General features: G+C 73.7%; 14 protein-coding genes. 6 read left to right on the forward strand and 8 right to left on the reverse strand.

Annotated features, from left to right (window positions below; translation table 11 throughout):
* Positions 1-18 precede the first annotated feature (18 nt).
* From OJ254_RS16465 to OJ254_RS16485, 5 genes are read right to left on the reverse strand one after another with little or no spacing between them, the layout of a single operon-like run.
* A complete protein-coding gene (locus tag OJ254_RS16465) occupies positions 19-834 on the reverse strand; it encodes an ECF transporter S component (RefSeq protein WP_265362928.1) in 816 nt (271 codons plus the stop codon).
* A complete protein-coding gene (locus OJ254_RS16470) occupies positions 831-2,453 on the reverse strand; it encodes an ABC transporter ATP-binding protein (RefSeq protein WP_265362929.1) in 1,623 nt (540 codons plus the stop codon). The genes OJ254_RS16465 and OJ254_RS16470 overlap by 4 nt, the downstream gene beginning before the upstream one ends.
* Positions 2,450-3,625, reverse strand: a complete 1,176-nt coding sequence (locus OJ254_RS16475) for a CbiQ family ECF transporter T component (protein ID WP_265362930.1) — start codon at positions 3,623-3,625, stop codon at positions 2,450-2,452. Before OJ254_RS16475 ends, OJ254_RS16470 begins: the two co-directional genes overlap by 4 nt.
* On the reverse strand, positions 3,622-4,302 hold the full coding sequence (locus OJ254_RS16480) for an SCO2322 family protein (protein ID WP_265362931.1): 681 nt from the start codon (positions 4,300-4,302) through the stop codon (positions 3,622-3,624). Before OJ254_RS16480 ends, OJ254_RS16475 begins: the two co-directional genes overlap by 4 nt.
* Positions 4,302-5,657: an SCO2321 family membrane protein gene (locus OJ254_RS16485; protein ID WP_265362932.1), complete on the reverse strand. Its 1,356-nt coding sequence runs from the start codon at positions 5,655-5,657 to the stop codon at positions 4,302-4,304. The genes OJ254_RS16480 and OJ254_RS16485 overlap by 1 nt, the downstream gene beginning before the upstream one ends.
* A 535-nt stretch (positions 5,658-6,192) precedes the next feature.
* Here OJ254_RS16485 and OJ254_RS16490 point away from each other — a divergent pair.
* Positions 6,193-6,600, forward strand: coding sequence for a cytidine/deoxycytidylate deaminase family protein (locus OJ254_RS16490; RefSeq protein ID WP_265362934.1), 408 nt, complete (start codon positions 6,193-6,195; stop codon positions 6,598-6,600).
* A 36-nt stretch (positions 6,601-6,636) separates the two neighbouring features.
* On the opposite strand, the gene OJ254_RS16495 is transcribed toward OJ254_RS16490, so the two are convergent.
* Together OJ254_RS16495 and OJ254_RS16500 are read right to left on the reverse strand one after the other, a co-directional pair.
* Positions 6,637-7,566, reverse strand: coding sequence for an SAM-dependent methyltransferase (locus OJ254_RS16495; RefSeq protein ID WP_265362935.1), 930 nt, complete (start codon positions 7,564-7,566; stop codon positions 6,637-6,639).
* A gap of 160 nt (positions 7,567-7,726) precedes the next feature.
* Complete coding sequence (locus OJ254_RS16500; RefSeq protein WP_265362936.1) at positions 7,727-8,893, reverse strand: Strvi_7410 family MBL fold metallo-hydrolase; 1,167 nt, start codon at positions 8,891-8,893, stop codon at positions 7,727-7,729.
* Positions 8,894-9,131: 238 nt separating this feature from the next.
* Here OJ254_RS16500 and OJ254_RS16505 point away from each other — a divergent pair, with 238 nt between their 5' ends.
* Entirely contained in the window at positions 9,132-10,583 is a 1,452-nt protein-coding gene (locus tag OJ254_RS16505) for an aldehyde dehydrogenase (RefSeq protein WP_265362937.1), read from the forward strand.
* Positions 10,583-10,837 (forward strand): ferredoxin, encoded by a 255-nt coding sequence (locus tag OJ254_RS16510; RefSeq protein WP_265362938.1) that lies wholly within the window; start codon positions 10,583-10,585, stop codon positions 10,835-10,837. Before OJ254_RS16505 ends, OJ254_RS16510 begins: the two co-directional genes overlap by 1 nt.
* A 16-nt stretch (positions 10,838-10,853) precedes the next feature.
* Here the strand turns inward: OJ254_RS16510 and OJ254_RS16515 are convergent, their stop codons facing one another.
* Positions 10,854-11,486 carry a TetR family transcriptional regulator gene (locus OJ254_RS16515; protein ID WP_261951805.1) on the reverse strand — a complete coding sequence of 211 codons (633 nt, stop codon included), beginning with the start codon at positions 11,484-11,486 and terminating at the stop codon, positions 10,854-10,856.
* A gap of 260 nt (positions 11,487-11,746) precedes the next feature.
* Here OJ254_RS16515 and OJ254_RS16520 point away from each other — a divergent pair, with 260 nt between their 5' ends.
* The 3 genes from OJ254_RS16520 to OJ254_RS16530 all read left to right on the forward strand — a co-directional run bounded on the left by OJ254_RS16520 (position 11,747) and on the right by OJ254_RS16530 (position 15,114).
* Positions 11,747-13,093, forward strand: coding sequence for a glycosyltransferase family 4 protein (locus tag OJ254_RS16520; protein WP_423835910.1), 1,347 nt, complete (start codon positions 11,747-11,749; stop codon positions 13,091-13,093).
* An 87-nt stretch (positions 13,094-13,180) separates the two neighbouring features.
* Positions 13,181-14,047 (forward strand): class I SAM-dependent methyltransferase, encoded by an 867-nt coding sequence (locus OJ254_RS16525; protein ID WP_265362940.1) that lies wholly within the window; start codon positions 13,181-13,183, stop codon positions 14,045-14,047.
* Positions 14,044-15,114 carry a prenyltransferase/squalene oxidase repeat-containing protein gene (locus tag OJ254_RS16530; protein ID WP_265362941.1) on the forward strand — a complete coding sequence of 357 codons (1,071 nt, stop codon included), beginning with the start codon at positions 14,044-14,046 and terminating at the stop codon, positions 15,112-15,114. The genes OJ254_RS16525 and OJ254_RS16530 overlap by 4 nt, the downstream gene beginning before the upstream one ends.
* Positions 15,115-15,159 lie beyond the last annotated feature (45 nt).

The following is a 15,159-nucleotide window of genomic DNA, read 5'->3' on the forward strand; positions in this document are numbered from 1 at the left end:
GTCGTCACCCCTCACGGGCTACCCCTGGTCGAACGCGACCGGGACGTCGAAGGCGGCGCGGCGGGTGGCGCGGCGCAGGGCCTTGAGGACGGCCCCGCCCAGCGTGACGGTGAGGACCACGGTGACCAGGGCACGGGGGAGGTCCCAGCCGAGTGAGGTGGCGAGGCAGTAGGCGACGTACCGGGCGAGGTTCTGGTCCAGCGGGTCGCCCGGTACGAACGAGACGCCCGAGGCCATGCCCGCGATGTACGGCCAGCCCTGGAGGTTCATCACCAGGCCGTACAGCACCGCGGAGACGGCGCCGTAGGCGGCCAGCAGCGCCAACTCGCGGCGTCCGCGCAGCCGGTCGGCCCCCGGCAGCAGACCGGCGCCCATCGACACCCAGCCCATCGTCAGCATCTGGAACGGCATCCACGGGCCGACGCCGCCGGTCAGCAGCGCCGAGGCGAACATCGCCACGGAACCCAGCACGAAGCCGAAGCCGGGCCCGAGCACCCGGCCCGCCAGCACCATCAGGAAGAACATCGGCTCGACCCCGGCCGTCCCCGCGCCCAGCGGACGCAGCGCGGCCCCGGCCGCGGCCAGCACACCGAGCATGGCGATCGCCTTCGCGTCCAGGCCGACGTCGGCGATCGTCGCCACCACCACGGCGAGCAGCATCGGCAGCAGCGCCGCGAACAGCCACGGCGCGTCCTTGGAATGGGCGAGCCCGGACGCGGAATCGGCCAGCAGCGGCCAGCCGAACGCCATCACACCGATCGCCGACACCAGGACCAGCGCGGCGACGGAGCGGGGCCCGAGCCGCACCGCACGGGCCTGCCGGCCGGCCGTCATACGGCGCCCTCCAGCGCACCGGCCACCTGCGGAACGGTCAGCCAGGGCAGCGGTGCCAGCACCTTCGCGACCTGCGGGGCGAACGACGGCGACGAGACCACCACCTCCTCGGTGGGCCCGTCGGCGACCACCTCACCGTCCGCGAGGATCACCACCCGGTGCGCCAACTCGGCCGCGAGCTCCACGTCATGGGTGGCCAGGACGATGGCGTGCCCCTCGGCCGCGAGCGCGCGCAACACCTCGACCAGGCGGGCCTTGGCGGCGTAATCCAGGCCGCGGGTGGGCTCGTCGAGCAGGAGCAGCGGAGGCCGGGCGGTCAGCACGACCGCGAGGGCGAGCGCGAGCCGCTGGCCCTCCGACAGGTCCCGGGGATGAACGGAATCCGGCACACCGGGCAGCAGCCGCGCGACCAGCGTCCGGCAGCTGCCCGCGGGGGCGGCCGCGTCCCGGTCGGCCGCGGCGCACTCGGCGGCGACGGTGTCCGCGTAGAGGAGGTCACGGGGCTCCTGCGGCACCAGGCCGACCTGCCGCAACAGCTCCCGCGGGCCGGTCCGGTGCGGAACGACGCCGCCCACCAGCACCGCGCCGGACGACGGCTGGTGCATCCCGACGAGGGTGGTCAGGAGCGTGGACTTCCCCGCGCCGTTCCGCCCCATCAGGGCGACGGTCTCGCCGCGCCGGACGGACAGGTCCACCCGGTGCAGCGCCTCGATCCGCCCCCGGCGCACACCGAGCCCGGTGACCTCCGTGACCGTCGCGGCCCCCGCGGCCTGGGTGGTGTCCACCGGCCGTGGTGGTGTGACGGTTTCCAGCCGCGCCCGCAGTGGAGCGGCCTTGCGGCGGGCGTCCCGTACGGACAGCGGGAGCGGGGACCAGCCGGCGAGCTTGCCCAGGGCCACCACGGGGGGATGGACCGGGGAGACCGCCATGACGTCGGACGGTGCGCCCATGACCGGCGGCGCACCGGGCGCGGGGAGCAGGATGACCTGGTCGGCGTACTGGATCACGCGCTCCAGCCGGTGTTCGGCCAGCAGGACGGTGGTCCCCAGATCGTGCACCAGACGCTGGAGGACGGAGAGCACCTCTTCGGCGGCGGCCGGGTCCAGGGCCGAGGTCGGCTCGTCCAGGACCAGGACCTTGGGGTGGGTGGTGAGCACCGAACCGATGGCCACCCGCTGCCTCTGCCCGCCCGAGAGGGTGGCCAGGGCCCGGTCCCGCAGCTCGGCCAGGCCCAGCAGGTCGAGGGTCTCCTCGACTCGGCGGCGCATCACGTCCGGTGCGAGCCCCAGCGACTCCATGCCGTAGGCGAGCTCGTCCTCGACGGTGTCGGTGACGAAGTGCGCCAGCGGGTCCTGGCCCACCGTCCCGACCACATCGGCCAGTTCGCGCGGCTTGTGGGTGCGGGTGTCCCGGCCGTCGACGGTGACCCGGCCGTGCAGCGTCCCCCCGGTGAAATGCGGGACCAGCCCGCAGACCGCGTTCAGCACCGTCGACTTGCCGACGCCGGAGGGGCCGACCAGGAGGCACAGCTCGCCCTCCGGGACGGTCAGGTCCACGCCCTGGACGGCAGGCGCGGCGGCGTCTCCGTAGGTGACGGAGACCTGCTCGAACCGGATCACTGGCTGGTCTCCTTCTGGGCGGTCTGGGTGGTCCTGGTGGTTCTGGTGGCCCTGGTGGTGGCCGGGCCCGCGGCCGGGGCGGTGGCGCCGGGCGGGGCCGGGGCCGGGGCCACGACGGCCGGGAGGAGGCCGACGAGGAGGGACGCGGCCGGCCAGAGCGGCAGGACCGGGGCGGTGAGCGGGAAGGCGGGCGGGTGAAGGGCGGCGGGGGCGTAGCCGCCGGCCCAGATCGTCAGGGCCGCGACGGCGATGCCGGAACCCGCCACCAAGCAGGCGCGCGGGCCCCACCGTTCGGGGCGGTAACGGGTGCGCACGGAACGGCGGCCGCCCAGCCACAGCCCGGTCAGCGCCGCCGCCAGCCCGGCCAGGAGGAGGGGCAGCCCGTAACCGGCCCCGGCGTCACCGAGCAGGCCGTACGTGCCCGCGCAGACGCCCAGCAGCCCGCCGAGGGTGAGGGCGGAGGTGGTGTGCCGTACGGCACGCGGGACCCGGGCGCTACGGCCGTAACCGCGGGCGTCCATGGCCGCGGCCAGCGCCACCGAACGCTCCAACGCGCCCTCCAGCACCGGCAGTCCGACCTGGAGCAGCGCCTTGAAGCCCCGGTCGGGACGGCCGCGCAGCCGGCGGGCGGCCCGGAGCCGCTGGACGTCGGCGACCAGGTTCGGGGCGAAGGTCATCGCGACGACCACGGCGACGCCCGCCTCGTACAGCGCACCGGGCAGCGACTTCAGCAACCGGGACGGGTTGGCCAGCGCGTTCGCGGCGCCGACGCAGATCAGCAAGGCGGCCAGCTTCAGCCCGTCGTAGAGGGCGAAGAGCATGCCCTCCGCGGTGACCCGGCCACCGATCCGGACGCCCTCGGCCCAGTCCGGCAGCGGCACTTCGGGAAGCGTGACGAGCGTGTGGCTACCCGGGACCGGTGAGCCGAGGACGAACGCGAAGACCAGCCGGATGCCGATCACCAGCAGACCCAGCTTCACGAACGCGCCGTACGAGCGGGCCCACGGCGCGTCCGTACGCCGCACCGCGACGACATAACCGGCCACCCCCACCAGCAGCCCGAGCAGCAGCGGATTGGTGGTCCGGGAGGCCGCGGTGGCCAGTCCGAGCGCCCACAGCCACCACGCGCCGGCGTGCAGCGCGGTGGTACGGGTCGCCTGCGGGGCGCTCATCCGCGCCGGCGGCGCGCCTGCCACCCGGCCGCCGCACCGAGGACGAGGACGGCCGCGCCGCCCCCGAGCAGACCGGCGGACGGCCCGCCGTCGCCGTCGTCGGCCCGGTCGGCGTCCTGAGCCCGGTCGGCCTCCTTGCCCTTGCCGGCACCGGAACCGGCGCCTCCATCCGCGTCCTTCACCTGGTCCGCACAGCCCGACTTCGGGTAGCCGGCGATCCCGCACAGCAGCGCGTCGGAGTTGTAGCGCAGCGGCCGGGCGACCGCCGCCAGAGCCTCACCGGCCGAGGCGTCCGCGGGCACCTGGGCGCAGGCGGTCCGCGCCTTCGGCGGCCGCTCACCGCCCGGGGCGTCCGCGACCGTGCCGAAGTCGATCACGATGCCGATCCGCTTGCGGCCGTCCTTGGCGGGCGTCGTACCGCAGACGGCGTCGAAGTCCGCGGCCGTACGCGGCTTTCCGGCCGCGGCGGAGTCCGCGCTGACGGTGAAGCGGAAGCCCTCGACCGCGCCGTCGGCCGGCCGCAGGGTGGCCGGCCCCGCCGTGGCGTACGCCCAGGAGCCGTCCTTGCCGCCGCCGTTCCAGAACGACCAGTAGCGGTACTCCTGCGCCTGGGCGGGGGCGGCGGCCAGACCGGTGAGGACGCCGGCCAGCAGCACCGCCTTAAGTGCCCGGCGCATCAGAGGCCGTTCTTCCCGCGGTTCCGGCGGCCGCTCAGCAGGAAGCCGATGCCGGCACCTATGGCCAGGCCGACGGCGACGACCCACACGACGCCCATGCCCCCGCCCTCGCCGTCGTCGCCCTTCTTGTCCTTCTCGTCCTTCCCGGACGTCTTGGCCTCGGCGGACACCGCGGCCGGCTTCGGGCCGGTGGCGTTCAGGGCGGACACCAGGTCGGTGCCGCCGAACGCGCGCGGGTCGGTGCCGGTGGCGTGCGCGGCGAGCACCAACTGTGCGTACGCGGCCGGGCCGTTCTGCCGGGCCCAGCCGGTGGCGTTCTTCTCCAGCCACGCGAGCGGCCGCTGCGCGGCGGAGCGGTGGCCACCGGCCGCCAGCGCCACCACGGCATCCGCGGTGTTGCCGACGTCCGGCTGCTTCTCCGCACCCGGCATCGTCGACATCAGATGCTGTCCGTTCCTGCCGAGCTGGTCGACGAGGTAGGCGGCGCCGCCGTCCGCGGCCCGCGTCCGGCCGTCCGCCCCCGCCGACTTGCCCTTGCCGGCGCCGTCCTCCGCACCGTCCTTGCAGGTCAGCGGCTTGACGGGAGCATCGGCGGCGCCGTCAGCGGGGGCGACGACGAAGCCCTTGCCGAGCGCGCCGGTCGCGGCGGCCGCGGTGGCGTCGGCGTTCGGCGCCGCGCCCTTGAGCTGGAAGGTGAACGCACCGCGCCCCTCCTCCTTGGCGTCACAGCCCAGCCGGAAGGTGAGCAGCCCGTCGTAAGCGGTCTTGCCGCCCTTCTTCGACGTGACCGACTCCGGCTTGTGACCGGTCGCCGCCAGCGCGCCGATGACCACCGAGGTGGAGTTGGCGTCGCTGGGCGAACCGGGCATCGAGCTCCAGCCACCATCGTCGTTCTGCACCGACTTCAGCCAGTCCACGGCCTTCGTCACGGTCTTGCCGTGCCCACCGAGCGCGGCCAGCGCCTGCACCGCGGCGGCCGTCTGATTGGTGTCCCGCATCGTCTTGGCGTCACACGCCGTGCCCGGGTCGGCCCGGAACGCGGTGTACGAACCGTCCGCGCACTGCTGCCCGACCAGCCAGTCCACCGCCGGGGCCGCGGGCCGCACACCCACCGTGTGCTGTGCCAGCAGCGCGAGCGACTGCCGCCAGACGCCGTCGTACTGCGGGTCCTTGGTGCCGTACAGCCCGGCGGGCAGCTTCTGCGGGGACGGGGAAGGGCCGGCGGCGAACGCGGCGGGGGCAGCGGCCGCGCCCAGGGCCACCGCGGCCGCCAGCGCCGTGGCGGCGCGGCGCGCCAGGAAGGCGACGGGGTGCGTCGAAGGGGCCTGGTGAGCCATGGAAGCCATGGGGGCCATCGGGTCGGTGCCTCTCGGGTCGGGTCGCGGCGGTGCACGCAGCCGCGCTCGGCCCACCACCCGCGCACCGATCCTGCGATCGGGCGCGGTGGCACCGGGCTCGGCTCCGTATACCTCGACGGTGCCGCGCACCGGCCGTCCGCACGTGGCGGTACCGGTGGCGCGAGCCTTGGCCGTGCCCCATCGGGTGCTCCGACTCGTCCGGCCGGATCGCCGCACGAGGAGCGACCGGCCGTCCTCACGGATGGGGGTGCCCCCGGGCTTGAGCGAAGCCGAGAGCTTGGGGGAGGGTCAGCGCCGGATTTACACCGGCTTCCCCCGATCGGGTACGGATGACGTTGTCCCGCACACCTTAACCGGCCCCCGACCGGGGGCCGCGGGCGCGGGGAGGGCACCCCGGCCGGCGGGGTGTGCCCTCGGGAGCGCCGGCCCGCCGGGACCCCGCGGTCGGCAAGCGCACCGCCGATATTCACTTGCGCGCCCTCGTGCCTCGGGTCAGCGTCGCATGTCACATGACCAGGCAGAGAAGGCGACCATGCAGACCCACCACGTCGATCACGAACTCATCCAGGCCGCGGCGCACGTCGCTCGTACTCGCTGCCGGGGCGACAACCACACCATGGCGGCCGCGGCGCGCGCCCGGGACAGCCGGATCGTCACGGCCGTGAACGCCTACCACTTCACCGGAGGCCCCTGCGCCGAGCTGGTCCTCATCGGCACGGCAGCCGCCCAGGGTGCCTACGAGCTGGACACGCTCGTCGCCGTGGGTGACCGCGACCGAGGGGTGGTTCCCCCGTGCGGCCGGTGCCGCCAGGTCCTCCACGACTACTTTCCCGCCCTCAAGGTCATCGTCGGCGAAGGCGACCGCCTCCGAGCCGTCCCCCTCACCGACTTGCTGCCCGAGACCTACGTCTGGGCCGACCACCAGCTCGACGCCGAGTAAGCCGCGCCGCTCGGCGCGAGCCGGGACCGCCGGCCGTCAAGAGGGCGAACGCGGCCTGTTGCGGCACTGGATGGCTGGGTCCTCGCGGTCGCCGCGTACGGCGACGACGAAGGCTCCCCGGTCATCCGCCCCGTCGGCGCCCGCCCCGTCCGGCCGCTCGCCCGAGGCTCGCCCGTACGACGCCGCGACCGTCTCGCGGGCGTAGGTGCGCGGCTGCCAGCCGTGCCGGCGCAGCCAGTTGTCGGCCGGTTCGTCGAGGCCGCCCTGCCACAGCGCGCTGACCTCGCGCATCGACGGCAGGGCACGGCCACCGGCCATCATCGCGCTGGTGCGGAAGTCTCCGGAGCCGGGGAAGGCGAGGCGGCTGCCCGGGGCGGACTGCTCGCCGAGGGTGGTCAGCAACCGGGCGGCGTCCCCGGCCGACAGGTAGACCAGCAGCCCCTCGACGAGCCAGGCGGTCGGCTCGTCCGGCGCGAAACCGGCGGCCCGCAGTGGTGCGGTCCAGTCCGTGCGGAGGTCGGCGGCGACGGCGGTACGCGCACACCGCGGCCGGGCGTCCTGCTCGGCCAGCACCCGCTCCTTGAAGGCCAGCACCTCCGGCAGGTCGACCTCGTAGAGGCGTACGCCGTCGGGCCACGGCAAACGGTGGGCGCGGGTGTCGAGGCCGGCGGCGAGGATCACGACCTGGCGGAGGGCGTGTTCGGTGGTGGCTGCGGTCAGGTAGTCGTCGAAGAAGCGGGTGCGCAGCACGATGTGCCGGAACAGCCCGCGGTAGAAGGCCTCCCGGTGGGCGGCGGGCACCTCCGTGTCGTCCGCCCGCGCCACCGTGGCAGGCCGGGGCGGGGCGGCGGCCACGAAGGCCGCGGCGTACGGGTCGTCGAAGAGCCGGTCCGGGCGGGCGCTTTCGGCCGCACGGATCCGGGCCACACCGAGTGCCGTGGCGGCGACGCCGCGCAACTCGCCCATGAGGGGCCTCCGGAGGCTGAGGGAAGGGAGGAAGGAGGAAAGGGGGGCAAGGGGGTGCGGTGAGCGGGGCGGGTGGTGGAGGCTTGAGCGTAGCGCGATTTGGTTGCCTGAGGCTACTTAATTTCTGGCCGTGGCTTCGCCGTGGCTTCATCGGCGCCGCCTACGGGTTCAGTTGCACCGCCTGATAGCGCGCCGGACCGTCCGTCGCCCGCTCCACCCGCTCCACCCGCTCCACCTGCCCCAGCTTCACCAGGCGGCGCAGATGCGCCTCGGCCTCCGAGACCGCGATGTTCCGCGACGCGAAAGGGATGTGCTCCCACGGGCGGTTCCACTCCATGCGGACGGCGAGTTCCCAGGGGGTCAGGGGTTCGCGGAGCAGTGCTCTCAGTCCGGAGAGCCGCTCTTCATGGTGGGCGATGAGCTCGCGTACGCGTCCGCCGGCATCGGTGAAGGCGTGCTGATGTGCGGGCAGGACCTCGGCGGGCGCGAGGCGGGCGACGCGTTCGAGGGAGTCGAGGTAGTCGCCCAGGGGGTCGGTGGCGCCTCCCAGGCTCTCCGCTTCGTTCGAGCGGGTGGGACTCCCCTCGCCGTCCGGATCCTCGTACAGGCCGATGTGCGGGGTGATGCCGGGGAGGAGGTGGTCGCCGGAGAACAGCCGCCCGAAGCCACGTCCTTGTCCGCCTCCGCCTCCGCCTCCGCCTCTGCCCGCCGGTCCGCTCTGACGCGGGCCGGCCGCCGGGTGCTCCTCCTCCAGGTGCAGGCACACATGGCCCGGCGTGTGGCCCGGCGTCCAGATGGCGCGCAGCCGGCGGCCCGGCAGGTCGAGCAGTTCGCCCGGGGCGATGTCGCGGTCCGGTAGCGCGACCTCCCGGCCCGCCGGCCGGCGGCCGCTCCTCCGCTTGGCGTGTGCCGCCCGCAGTCGGGCCACGTGCTCGTCCGGTGCGCCCGCGGTGGAGAGCTTGGTGATCAGGTAGTCGAGCCACTCTCCTGGTACGGCCGCGCGGGTGCGGCGTACGACGGCGGTGTCCGCGGCGTGCATCGCGATCCAGGCACCGGACGCCTCCCGCACCTTGGCGGAGAGGCCGTGGTGATCGGGGTGGTGATGGGTGATCAGTACGCCGTGGAGATCGGTGAGGGCGAAACCGCAGGCGGTCACGCCGGCCACCAAGGTGTCCCAGGAGTCCGGATCGTCCCATCCGGTGTCGATCAGTACCGGCCCGCGGTCGGTCTCCAGGAGGTGGACGAGGGTGTGGCCGAGTGGATTGTCCGGGATGGGGACGGCGATGCTCCACACCCCGCCCTTGTGGTCGATCACCTGCGCGCCCATCGCGGACCCCTCTCGTCGAAGCCGCCCTCACTATAACTAGAACGGGTTTCAAGTGAGGGGCTAAGTGTCCACCGTCATGGGGGAGTTGGCGGGGCCCGGATTCGGTCGGCGCCGTGGACTCCTCCCACTGGAACTGGTAACAGTTCCTGATGCGGCAGCGTGCCTGACGATCCGTCAGCAAGGTGCGTAGCACCGCCATCGCCCGTCCACAGCTGGTCATCGTCGGAAGGCGGCAGCCATGAGCGACCTCGTCGAGCACGGAAAGCTCTACATAGGCGGTGAGTTGGTCGATCCGGCCGGCCGGGACACGATCGAGGTCGTCTCGCCGCACACCGAGCAGGTCATCGGCCGGGTCCCGCACGCCTCGCGGGCCGATGTCGACCGTGCGGTGGCCGCGGCCCGCGCCTCCTTCGCGTCCGGGGTGTGGGCGAACGCCCCGCTCGCGGACCGGATCGAGGTGGTGACCCGCATCAAGGACGCCTTCGCGGCGCGCAGCGAGGAGATCGCCAGGGTCATCAGCGCGGAGAACGGCACCCCGTTCACCTCCGGCGTCATGGTGCAGTCGCTGGCCTCAGTGCTGGCCTGGGACGCGGCGCTCACGGTGGCCCGGGACTTCCCGTTCGAGGAGCGGCGGGCCGGGGTGCTGGGGCCGATCCTGGTACGGCGGGAACCGGCCGGGGTGGTGGCGGCCGTGGTGCCGTGGAACGTGCCGCAGTTCACCGCCGCCGCCAAGCTCGCGCCGGCGCTGCTGGCCGGCTGTTCGGTGGTGCTGAAGGTGTCACCGGAGACCCCGCTGGACGCGTACCTCCTCGCGGAGATCGCGACCGCGGCCGGGCTGCCGGAGGGGGTGCTCTCGATCCTGCCGGCGGACCGTGAGGTGAGCGAGTACCTCGTCGGGCATCCCGGCGTGGACAAGGTGTCGTTCACCGGGTCGGTGGCGGCGGGCAAGCGGGTCATGGAGGTCGCGGCCCGGAATCTCAGCCGGGTCACGCTGGAGTTGGGCGGTAAGTCGGCGGCGGTGATCCTGCCGGACGCCGATCTGGACGCGGCGGTGGCCGGCATCGTGCCGTTCGCCTGGATGATCAACGGGCAGGCGTGCGTGGCGCAGACCCGGATCCTCGCGCCGCGCAGCCACTACGACGAGATCGCCGAGCGCTTCACCGCGGCGGCGTCCGCGCTCACCGTGGGCGATCCGCTGGATCCGGCCACCGAGGTCGGCCCGCTGGTCGCCCGCCGGCAGCAGCAGCGCTCGCTGGACTACATCGCGCTGGGCCAGAAGGAAGGCGCCAAGGTCCTCACCGGCGGCGGCCGTCCGAAGGGGCAGACCACCGGCTGGTACGTCGAACCGACGCTCTTCGGCGAGGTCGGCAACGGCATGCGGATCGCCCGGGAGGAGATCTTCGGGCCGGTGATCTGCCTGCTGCCGTACGAGGACGAGGCGGAGGCGGTACGGATCGCCAACGACTCCGACTACGGGCTGTCCGGCTCGGTGTGGACGGGCGATGTCGAGCACGGCATCGAGGTGGCGCGGCGGGTGCGGACCGGTACGTACTCGGTCAACACGTTCAGCATCGACATGCTCGGGCCGTTCGGCGGCTACAAGAACTCCGGGATCGGGCGGGAGTTCGGGCCCGAGGGGTTCGGCGAGTATCTGGAGCACAAGATGATCCACCTGCCGGCGGGTGCGTGATGGCGGACGCGGAGGGACGGGCGGCGGAACGGTGGCGGGTGGCCGTCGACCGGGGCGTGTGCATCGGGTCGGGGATGTGCGTCGGCGCGGCACCGGACGGGTTCCGGCTGGACACCGCGCGGCAGTCCCACCCGGTGGCGACGGAGACGGAGGCCGGCGAGCGCGTACTGGCGGCGGCCGAGGGGTGCCCCGTGGAGGCGATCACCCTCACCGCGGCGGACAGCGGGGCGGCGGTCTTCCCTCCGGAGGAGTGAGGGGAAGGCGCCGCCCCTAGCCCCCCGCCCCCGGTGACGTCACGTCGATCAGGCGGCAGACCGTTTCGATGTCGATCTTGACCTGGGCGATCGAGGCGCGGCCGGAGAGCCAGGTGATCAGGGCCGAGTGCCAGGTGTGCTCGATGACGCGGACCGCGGAGAGCTGTTCGGGGGTGGGCGGGCCGTCCAGGCGCATCGCGTCGAGGATGATCGCCGTGGTCAGCCGGGAGACCGTGTCGACCTCGGGGCTCACCGAGCGGTCGGCGAAGGTCAGTGCGCGGACCATGGCGTCCGCGAGGTGCGGTTCGCGCTGCAGGGCGCGGAACGCCCGCATCAGGGTCTGGGCGACCCGGGCGCCCGGTTCCGGCTCGGCCGGCGGGCGCTTGCGCAGCGTCTCGTGCATGTGCTGGAGCTGGTCCTGCATGGTGGCGACCAGCAGGTGCACCTTGGACGGGAAGTAGCGGTAGAGGGTGCCGAGCGCGACGCCCGAGGACTCGGCGACCTCGCGCATCTGCACGGCGTCGAAGCCGCCACGGGAGGCCAGTTTGGCGCTGGTGTGCAGGATGCGGCGGCGCCGGGCCTCCTGACGCTCGGTCAGGGGAGGACTCGCGGGAAGCGCCGGCCTGGCTGCCTTGGATTCCGTAGTCATTGTTCCCATTCCATGGCTGTTCCGTGGCCGTCCGTGGCGTTCTGTCCGCGATGTGGTGAGTGCCGCTGCCGCGACCGGCACAGCATGGCAGGGGGTCGGGTGGTGGCGCGAATCACCTGGTGCGGCTCTTTTCGCATCGTTCTCGGCCGGTAGATTCGAAGCTCGGTGAACTGATCAGTAGCCCAGCAGTTCTGAAACTTGTTCTAGATTACCGCCAGCGGTTACGCTCCGGCGAAAGTCCAGTGAGAAGGGGGCCGAGCGTGACCGCAGAGGCCGTTCAGGCAGCCGCGCCTCGCCCTGCCGGGGACTCCTCGGCCACCGCCCCGAGGGACCCGGGAAGCCCCCTGCGCATCGCGATGCTCACGTACAAGGGGAACCCGTTCTGCGGCGGCCAGGGCGTCTACGTACGCCACCTCTCGCGTGAGCTGGCCCGGCTCGGCCACAGCGTCGAGGTGATCGGCGCCCAGCCCTATCCGGTCCTCGACGAGGGCGTGCGGCTGACCGAGCTGGCGAGCCTGGACCTCTACCGCCAGCCGGACCCGTTCCGCACGCCGAAGCGCGGCGAGTACCGGGACTGGATCGACGCCCTTGAGGTGGGCACGATGTGGACCGGCGGCTTCCCCGAACCGCTGACCTTCTCGCTGCGTGCCCGGCGGCATCTCGCCGCCCGCGCCGGCCAGTTCGACGTCGTCCACGACAACCAGACCCTCGGCTACGGCCTGCTCGGCGGCCCCGGCGCGCTCGGCGCCCCGCTGGTCACCACGATCCACCACCCCATCACCGTCGACCGCCGGCTCGACCTGGCCGCCGCCACCGACTGGAAGCGCCGCGCCTCGGTCCGCCGCTGGTACGGCTTCACCCGGATGCAGAAGCGGGTCGCCCGCCGGCTGCCGTCCGTGCTCACCGTCTCCGGCTCGTCCCGCCAGGAGATCGTCGACGACCTCGGGGTCCGCCCCGAGCGGATCCATGTGGTCCCCATCGGCGCCGACACCGACCTCTTCTCGCCGGACGCGTCCGTCCCCGAGGTGCCGGGCCGGATCGTCACCACCTCCAGCGCCGACGTCCCCCTCAAGGGCCTGGTCCACCTCGTCGAGGCGCTCGCCAAGGTGCGCACCGAGAACCCCGACGCCCATCTGGTCGTCGTCGGCAAGCGGGCCGACGACGGACCGGTCGCCGCCGCCATCGAACGGCTCGGACTGGCCGGCGCCATCGAGTTCGTCAAGGGCATCAGCGACCCCGAACTCGTCGACCTCGTGCGCGGTGCCCAGATCGCCTGTGTGCCCTCCCTCTACGAGGGGTTCTCGCTGCCCGCCGCCGAGGCGATGGCCACCGGCACCCCGCTGCTCGCCACCACCGGCGGCGCCATCCCGGAGGTCGCCGGGCCGGACGGCGAGACGTGTCTGGCGGTGCCGCCGGGCGACGCCGGCGCGCTGGCGGCCGGGCTGCTGCGGCTCCTCGGCGACCCGGAGCTGCGCCGCCGGCTGGGCACGGCCGGCCGGGAGCGGGTGCTGGCCCGCTTCACCTGGCGCCAGGCCGCCCTCGGCACCGCCGAGCGCTACCGCGAGGCCATCGCCCTCCAGGGCAGCCGGTCCGCCGCCCGCAGATAGCTCCGTCACCTCCCCGGCACCGCCTCCCGGGCGCCCCGCCGCCGTTTCGCACCACCGCCACCCACCGCCGGACGAAAGCAGAACGCCGTGCTGACCGTCGACTTCTCCCGATTCCCGCTCGCTCCCGGCGACCGCGTGCTCGACCTGGGCTGCGGCGCCGGCCGGCACGCCTTCGAGTGTTACCGGCGCGGCGCGCAGGTCGTCGCCCTCGACCAGAACGGCGACGAGATCCGCGAGGTCGCCAAGTGGTTCGCCGCGATGAAGGAGGCCGGCGAGGCCCCGGCCGGCGCGTCCGCCACCGCGATGGAGGGTGACGCGCTGGCCCTGCCGTTCCCCGACGACAGCTTCGACGTCGTCATCATCTCCGAGGTCATGGAGCACATCCCCGACGACAAGGGCGTGCTCGCCGAGATGGTGCGGGTGCTGCGCCCCGGCGGCCGGATCGCCGTCACCGTGCCGCGCTACGGCCCGGAGAAGATCTGCTGGGCGCTCAGCGACGAGTACCACGAGGTCGAGGGCGGCCACATCCGCATCTACCGCGGCGACGAACTCCTCGGCAAGATGCGGGAGGCCGGCCTGGAGCCGTACGGTACGCACCACGCCCACGGGCTGCACAGCCCGTACTGGTGGCTCAAGTGCGCCTTCGGGGTGGACAACGACAAGGCGCTGCCGGTGCAGGCGTACCACAAGCTGCTGGTCTGGGACATCATGAAGAAGCCGCTGGCCACCCGGCTCGCCGAGCGGGCCCTCAACCCCGTCATCGGCAAGAGCTTCGTCGTCTACGCCACCAAGCCGCACCTGCCCGAGGCGCCCGCCGCCGACGAGGCGGGCGCGCCCGCCGAGGCCCCGGAGCCGGCCGCCCGGCCCGCCGCCCGCGCCCGGAAGACCGCCACGTCCTCCGCCAAGGCTTCCGCCAAGTCCTCCGCCAAGTCCTCCGCCGGGGCCGCCAAGTGACGAGTCCCGGGCGTACCGAACGGCTCGTCCTGCCGGGGGTGCTCACCGCCGAGGAGGCCGCCCGCACGGTCGAGGGCATCCTCGCGACCCAGCGCGCGGACGGCGCCATCCCGTGGTTCCGGGGCCACCACCTCGACCCGTGGGACCACACCGAGGCCGCCATGGCCCTGGACGCGGCCGGCGAACACGAGCGCGCCGAGGCCGCGTACGACTGGCTGGTGCGGCACCAGAACCCGGACGGGTCCTGGTACGCGGCCTACGCCGACGGGGACGCCGAGGCGCCCACCGACCGCGGCCGGGAGACCAACTTCTGCGCCTATATCGCGGTCGGCGTCTGGCACCACTACCTGTCCACCGGCGACGAGGCCTTCCTCGACCGGATGTGGCCCGCCGTCCACGCCGCGATCGAGTACGTCCTCGAACTGCAGCAGCCCGGCGGGGAGATCGGCTGGAAGCGCGAGGACGACGGCACCCCGGTCCGCGACGCGCTGCTGACCGGCTCGTCCTCCATCTACCAGGCGCTGCGCTGCGCGCTGGCGCTCGCCGAGCAGCGCGAGGAGCCGCAGCCGGACTGGGAGTTGGCGGCCGGCCGGCTCGGCCACGCGATACGCAGCCACCCCGAGCGGTTCCTGGACAAGGCCCGCTACTCCATGGACTGGTACTACCCGATCCTCGGCGGCGCGGTCCGCGGCCAGGCGGCCCGGGACCGGATCGACGCCGACTGGGAGCGGTTCGTGGTGCCCGGCCTGGGCGTGCGCTGCGTCCTGCCCAACCCCTGGGTCACCGGCGGCGAGAGCGCGGAACTGGCGCTCGCGCTGTGGGCGATGGGGGAGTCCGAACGGGCCGTGCAGATCCTCAAGTGGATCCAGCACCTGCGCGCCGAGGACGGCATGTACTGGACCGGCTACGTCTTCGACGACGACGCGATCTGGCCGCGCGAACGCACCTCCTGGACGGCCGGTTCGCTGCTGCTCGCGGTAGCGGCCGTGGGCGGCGACGAGGCCACCACCACGGTCTTCGGCGCGGAGCGGCTGCCGTCGGGACTGGAGCCGGACTGCTGCCGGTAGGGGCTGTCGCACGGGCATCCGGGCCGGACCGCGCAGAGAAGGGGC

The sequence above is a fragment of the Streptomyces endophytica genome (assembly GCF_026153355.1).
GTDB lineage: Bacteria > Actinomycetota > Actinomycetes > Streptomycetales > Streptomycetaceae > Streptomyces > Streptomyces endophytica.

Bases quoted from the DNA above. Each gene is read 5' to 3' on its own strand.
- OJ254_RS16465 (WP_265362928.1), bottom strand. From the start codon at position 834: ATGACGGCCGGCCGGCAGGCCCGTGCGGTGCGGCTCGGGCCCCGCTCC.
- OJ254_RS16475 (WP_265362930.1), bottom strand. From the start codon at position 3,625: ATGAGCGCCCCGCAGGCGACCCGTACCACCGCGCTGCACGCCGGCGCG.
- OJ254_RS16480 (WP_265362931.1), bottom strand. From the start codon at position 4,302: ATGCGCCGGGCACTTAAGGCGGTGCTGCTGGCCGGCGTCCTCACCGGT.
- OJ254_RS16485 (WP_265362932.1), bottom strand. From the start codon at position 5,657: ATGGCCCCCATGGCTTCCATGGCTCACCAGGCCCCTTCGACGCACCCC.
- OJ254_RS16490 (WP_265362934.1), top strand. From the start codon at position 6,193: ATGCAGACCCACCACGTCGATCACGAACTCATCCAGGCCGCGGCGCAC.
- OJ254_RS16495 (WP_265362935.1), bottom strand. From the start codon at position 7,566: ATGGGCGAGTTGCGCGGCGTCGCCGCCACGGCACTCGGTGTGGCCCGG.
- OJ254_RS16500 (WP_265362936.1), bottom strand. From the start codon at position 8,893: ATGGGCGCGCAGGTGATCGACCACAAGGGCGGGGTGTGGAGCATCGCC.
- OJ254_RS16505 (WP_265362937.1), top strand. From the start codon at position 9,132: ATGAGCGACCTCGTCGAGCACGGAAAGCTCTACATAGGCGGTGAGTTG.
- OJ254_RS16510 (WP_265362938.1), top strand. From the start codon at position 10,583: ATGGCGGACGCGGAGGGACGGGCGGCGGAACGGTGGCGGGTGGCCGTC.
- OJ254_RS16515 (WP_261951805.1), bottom strand. From the start codon at position 11,486: ATGACTACGGAATCCAAGGCAGCCAGGCCGGCGCTTCCCGCGAGTCCT.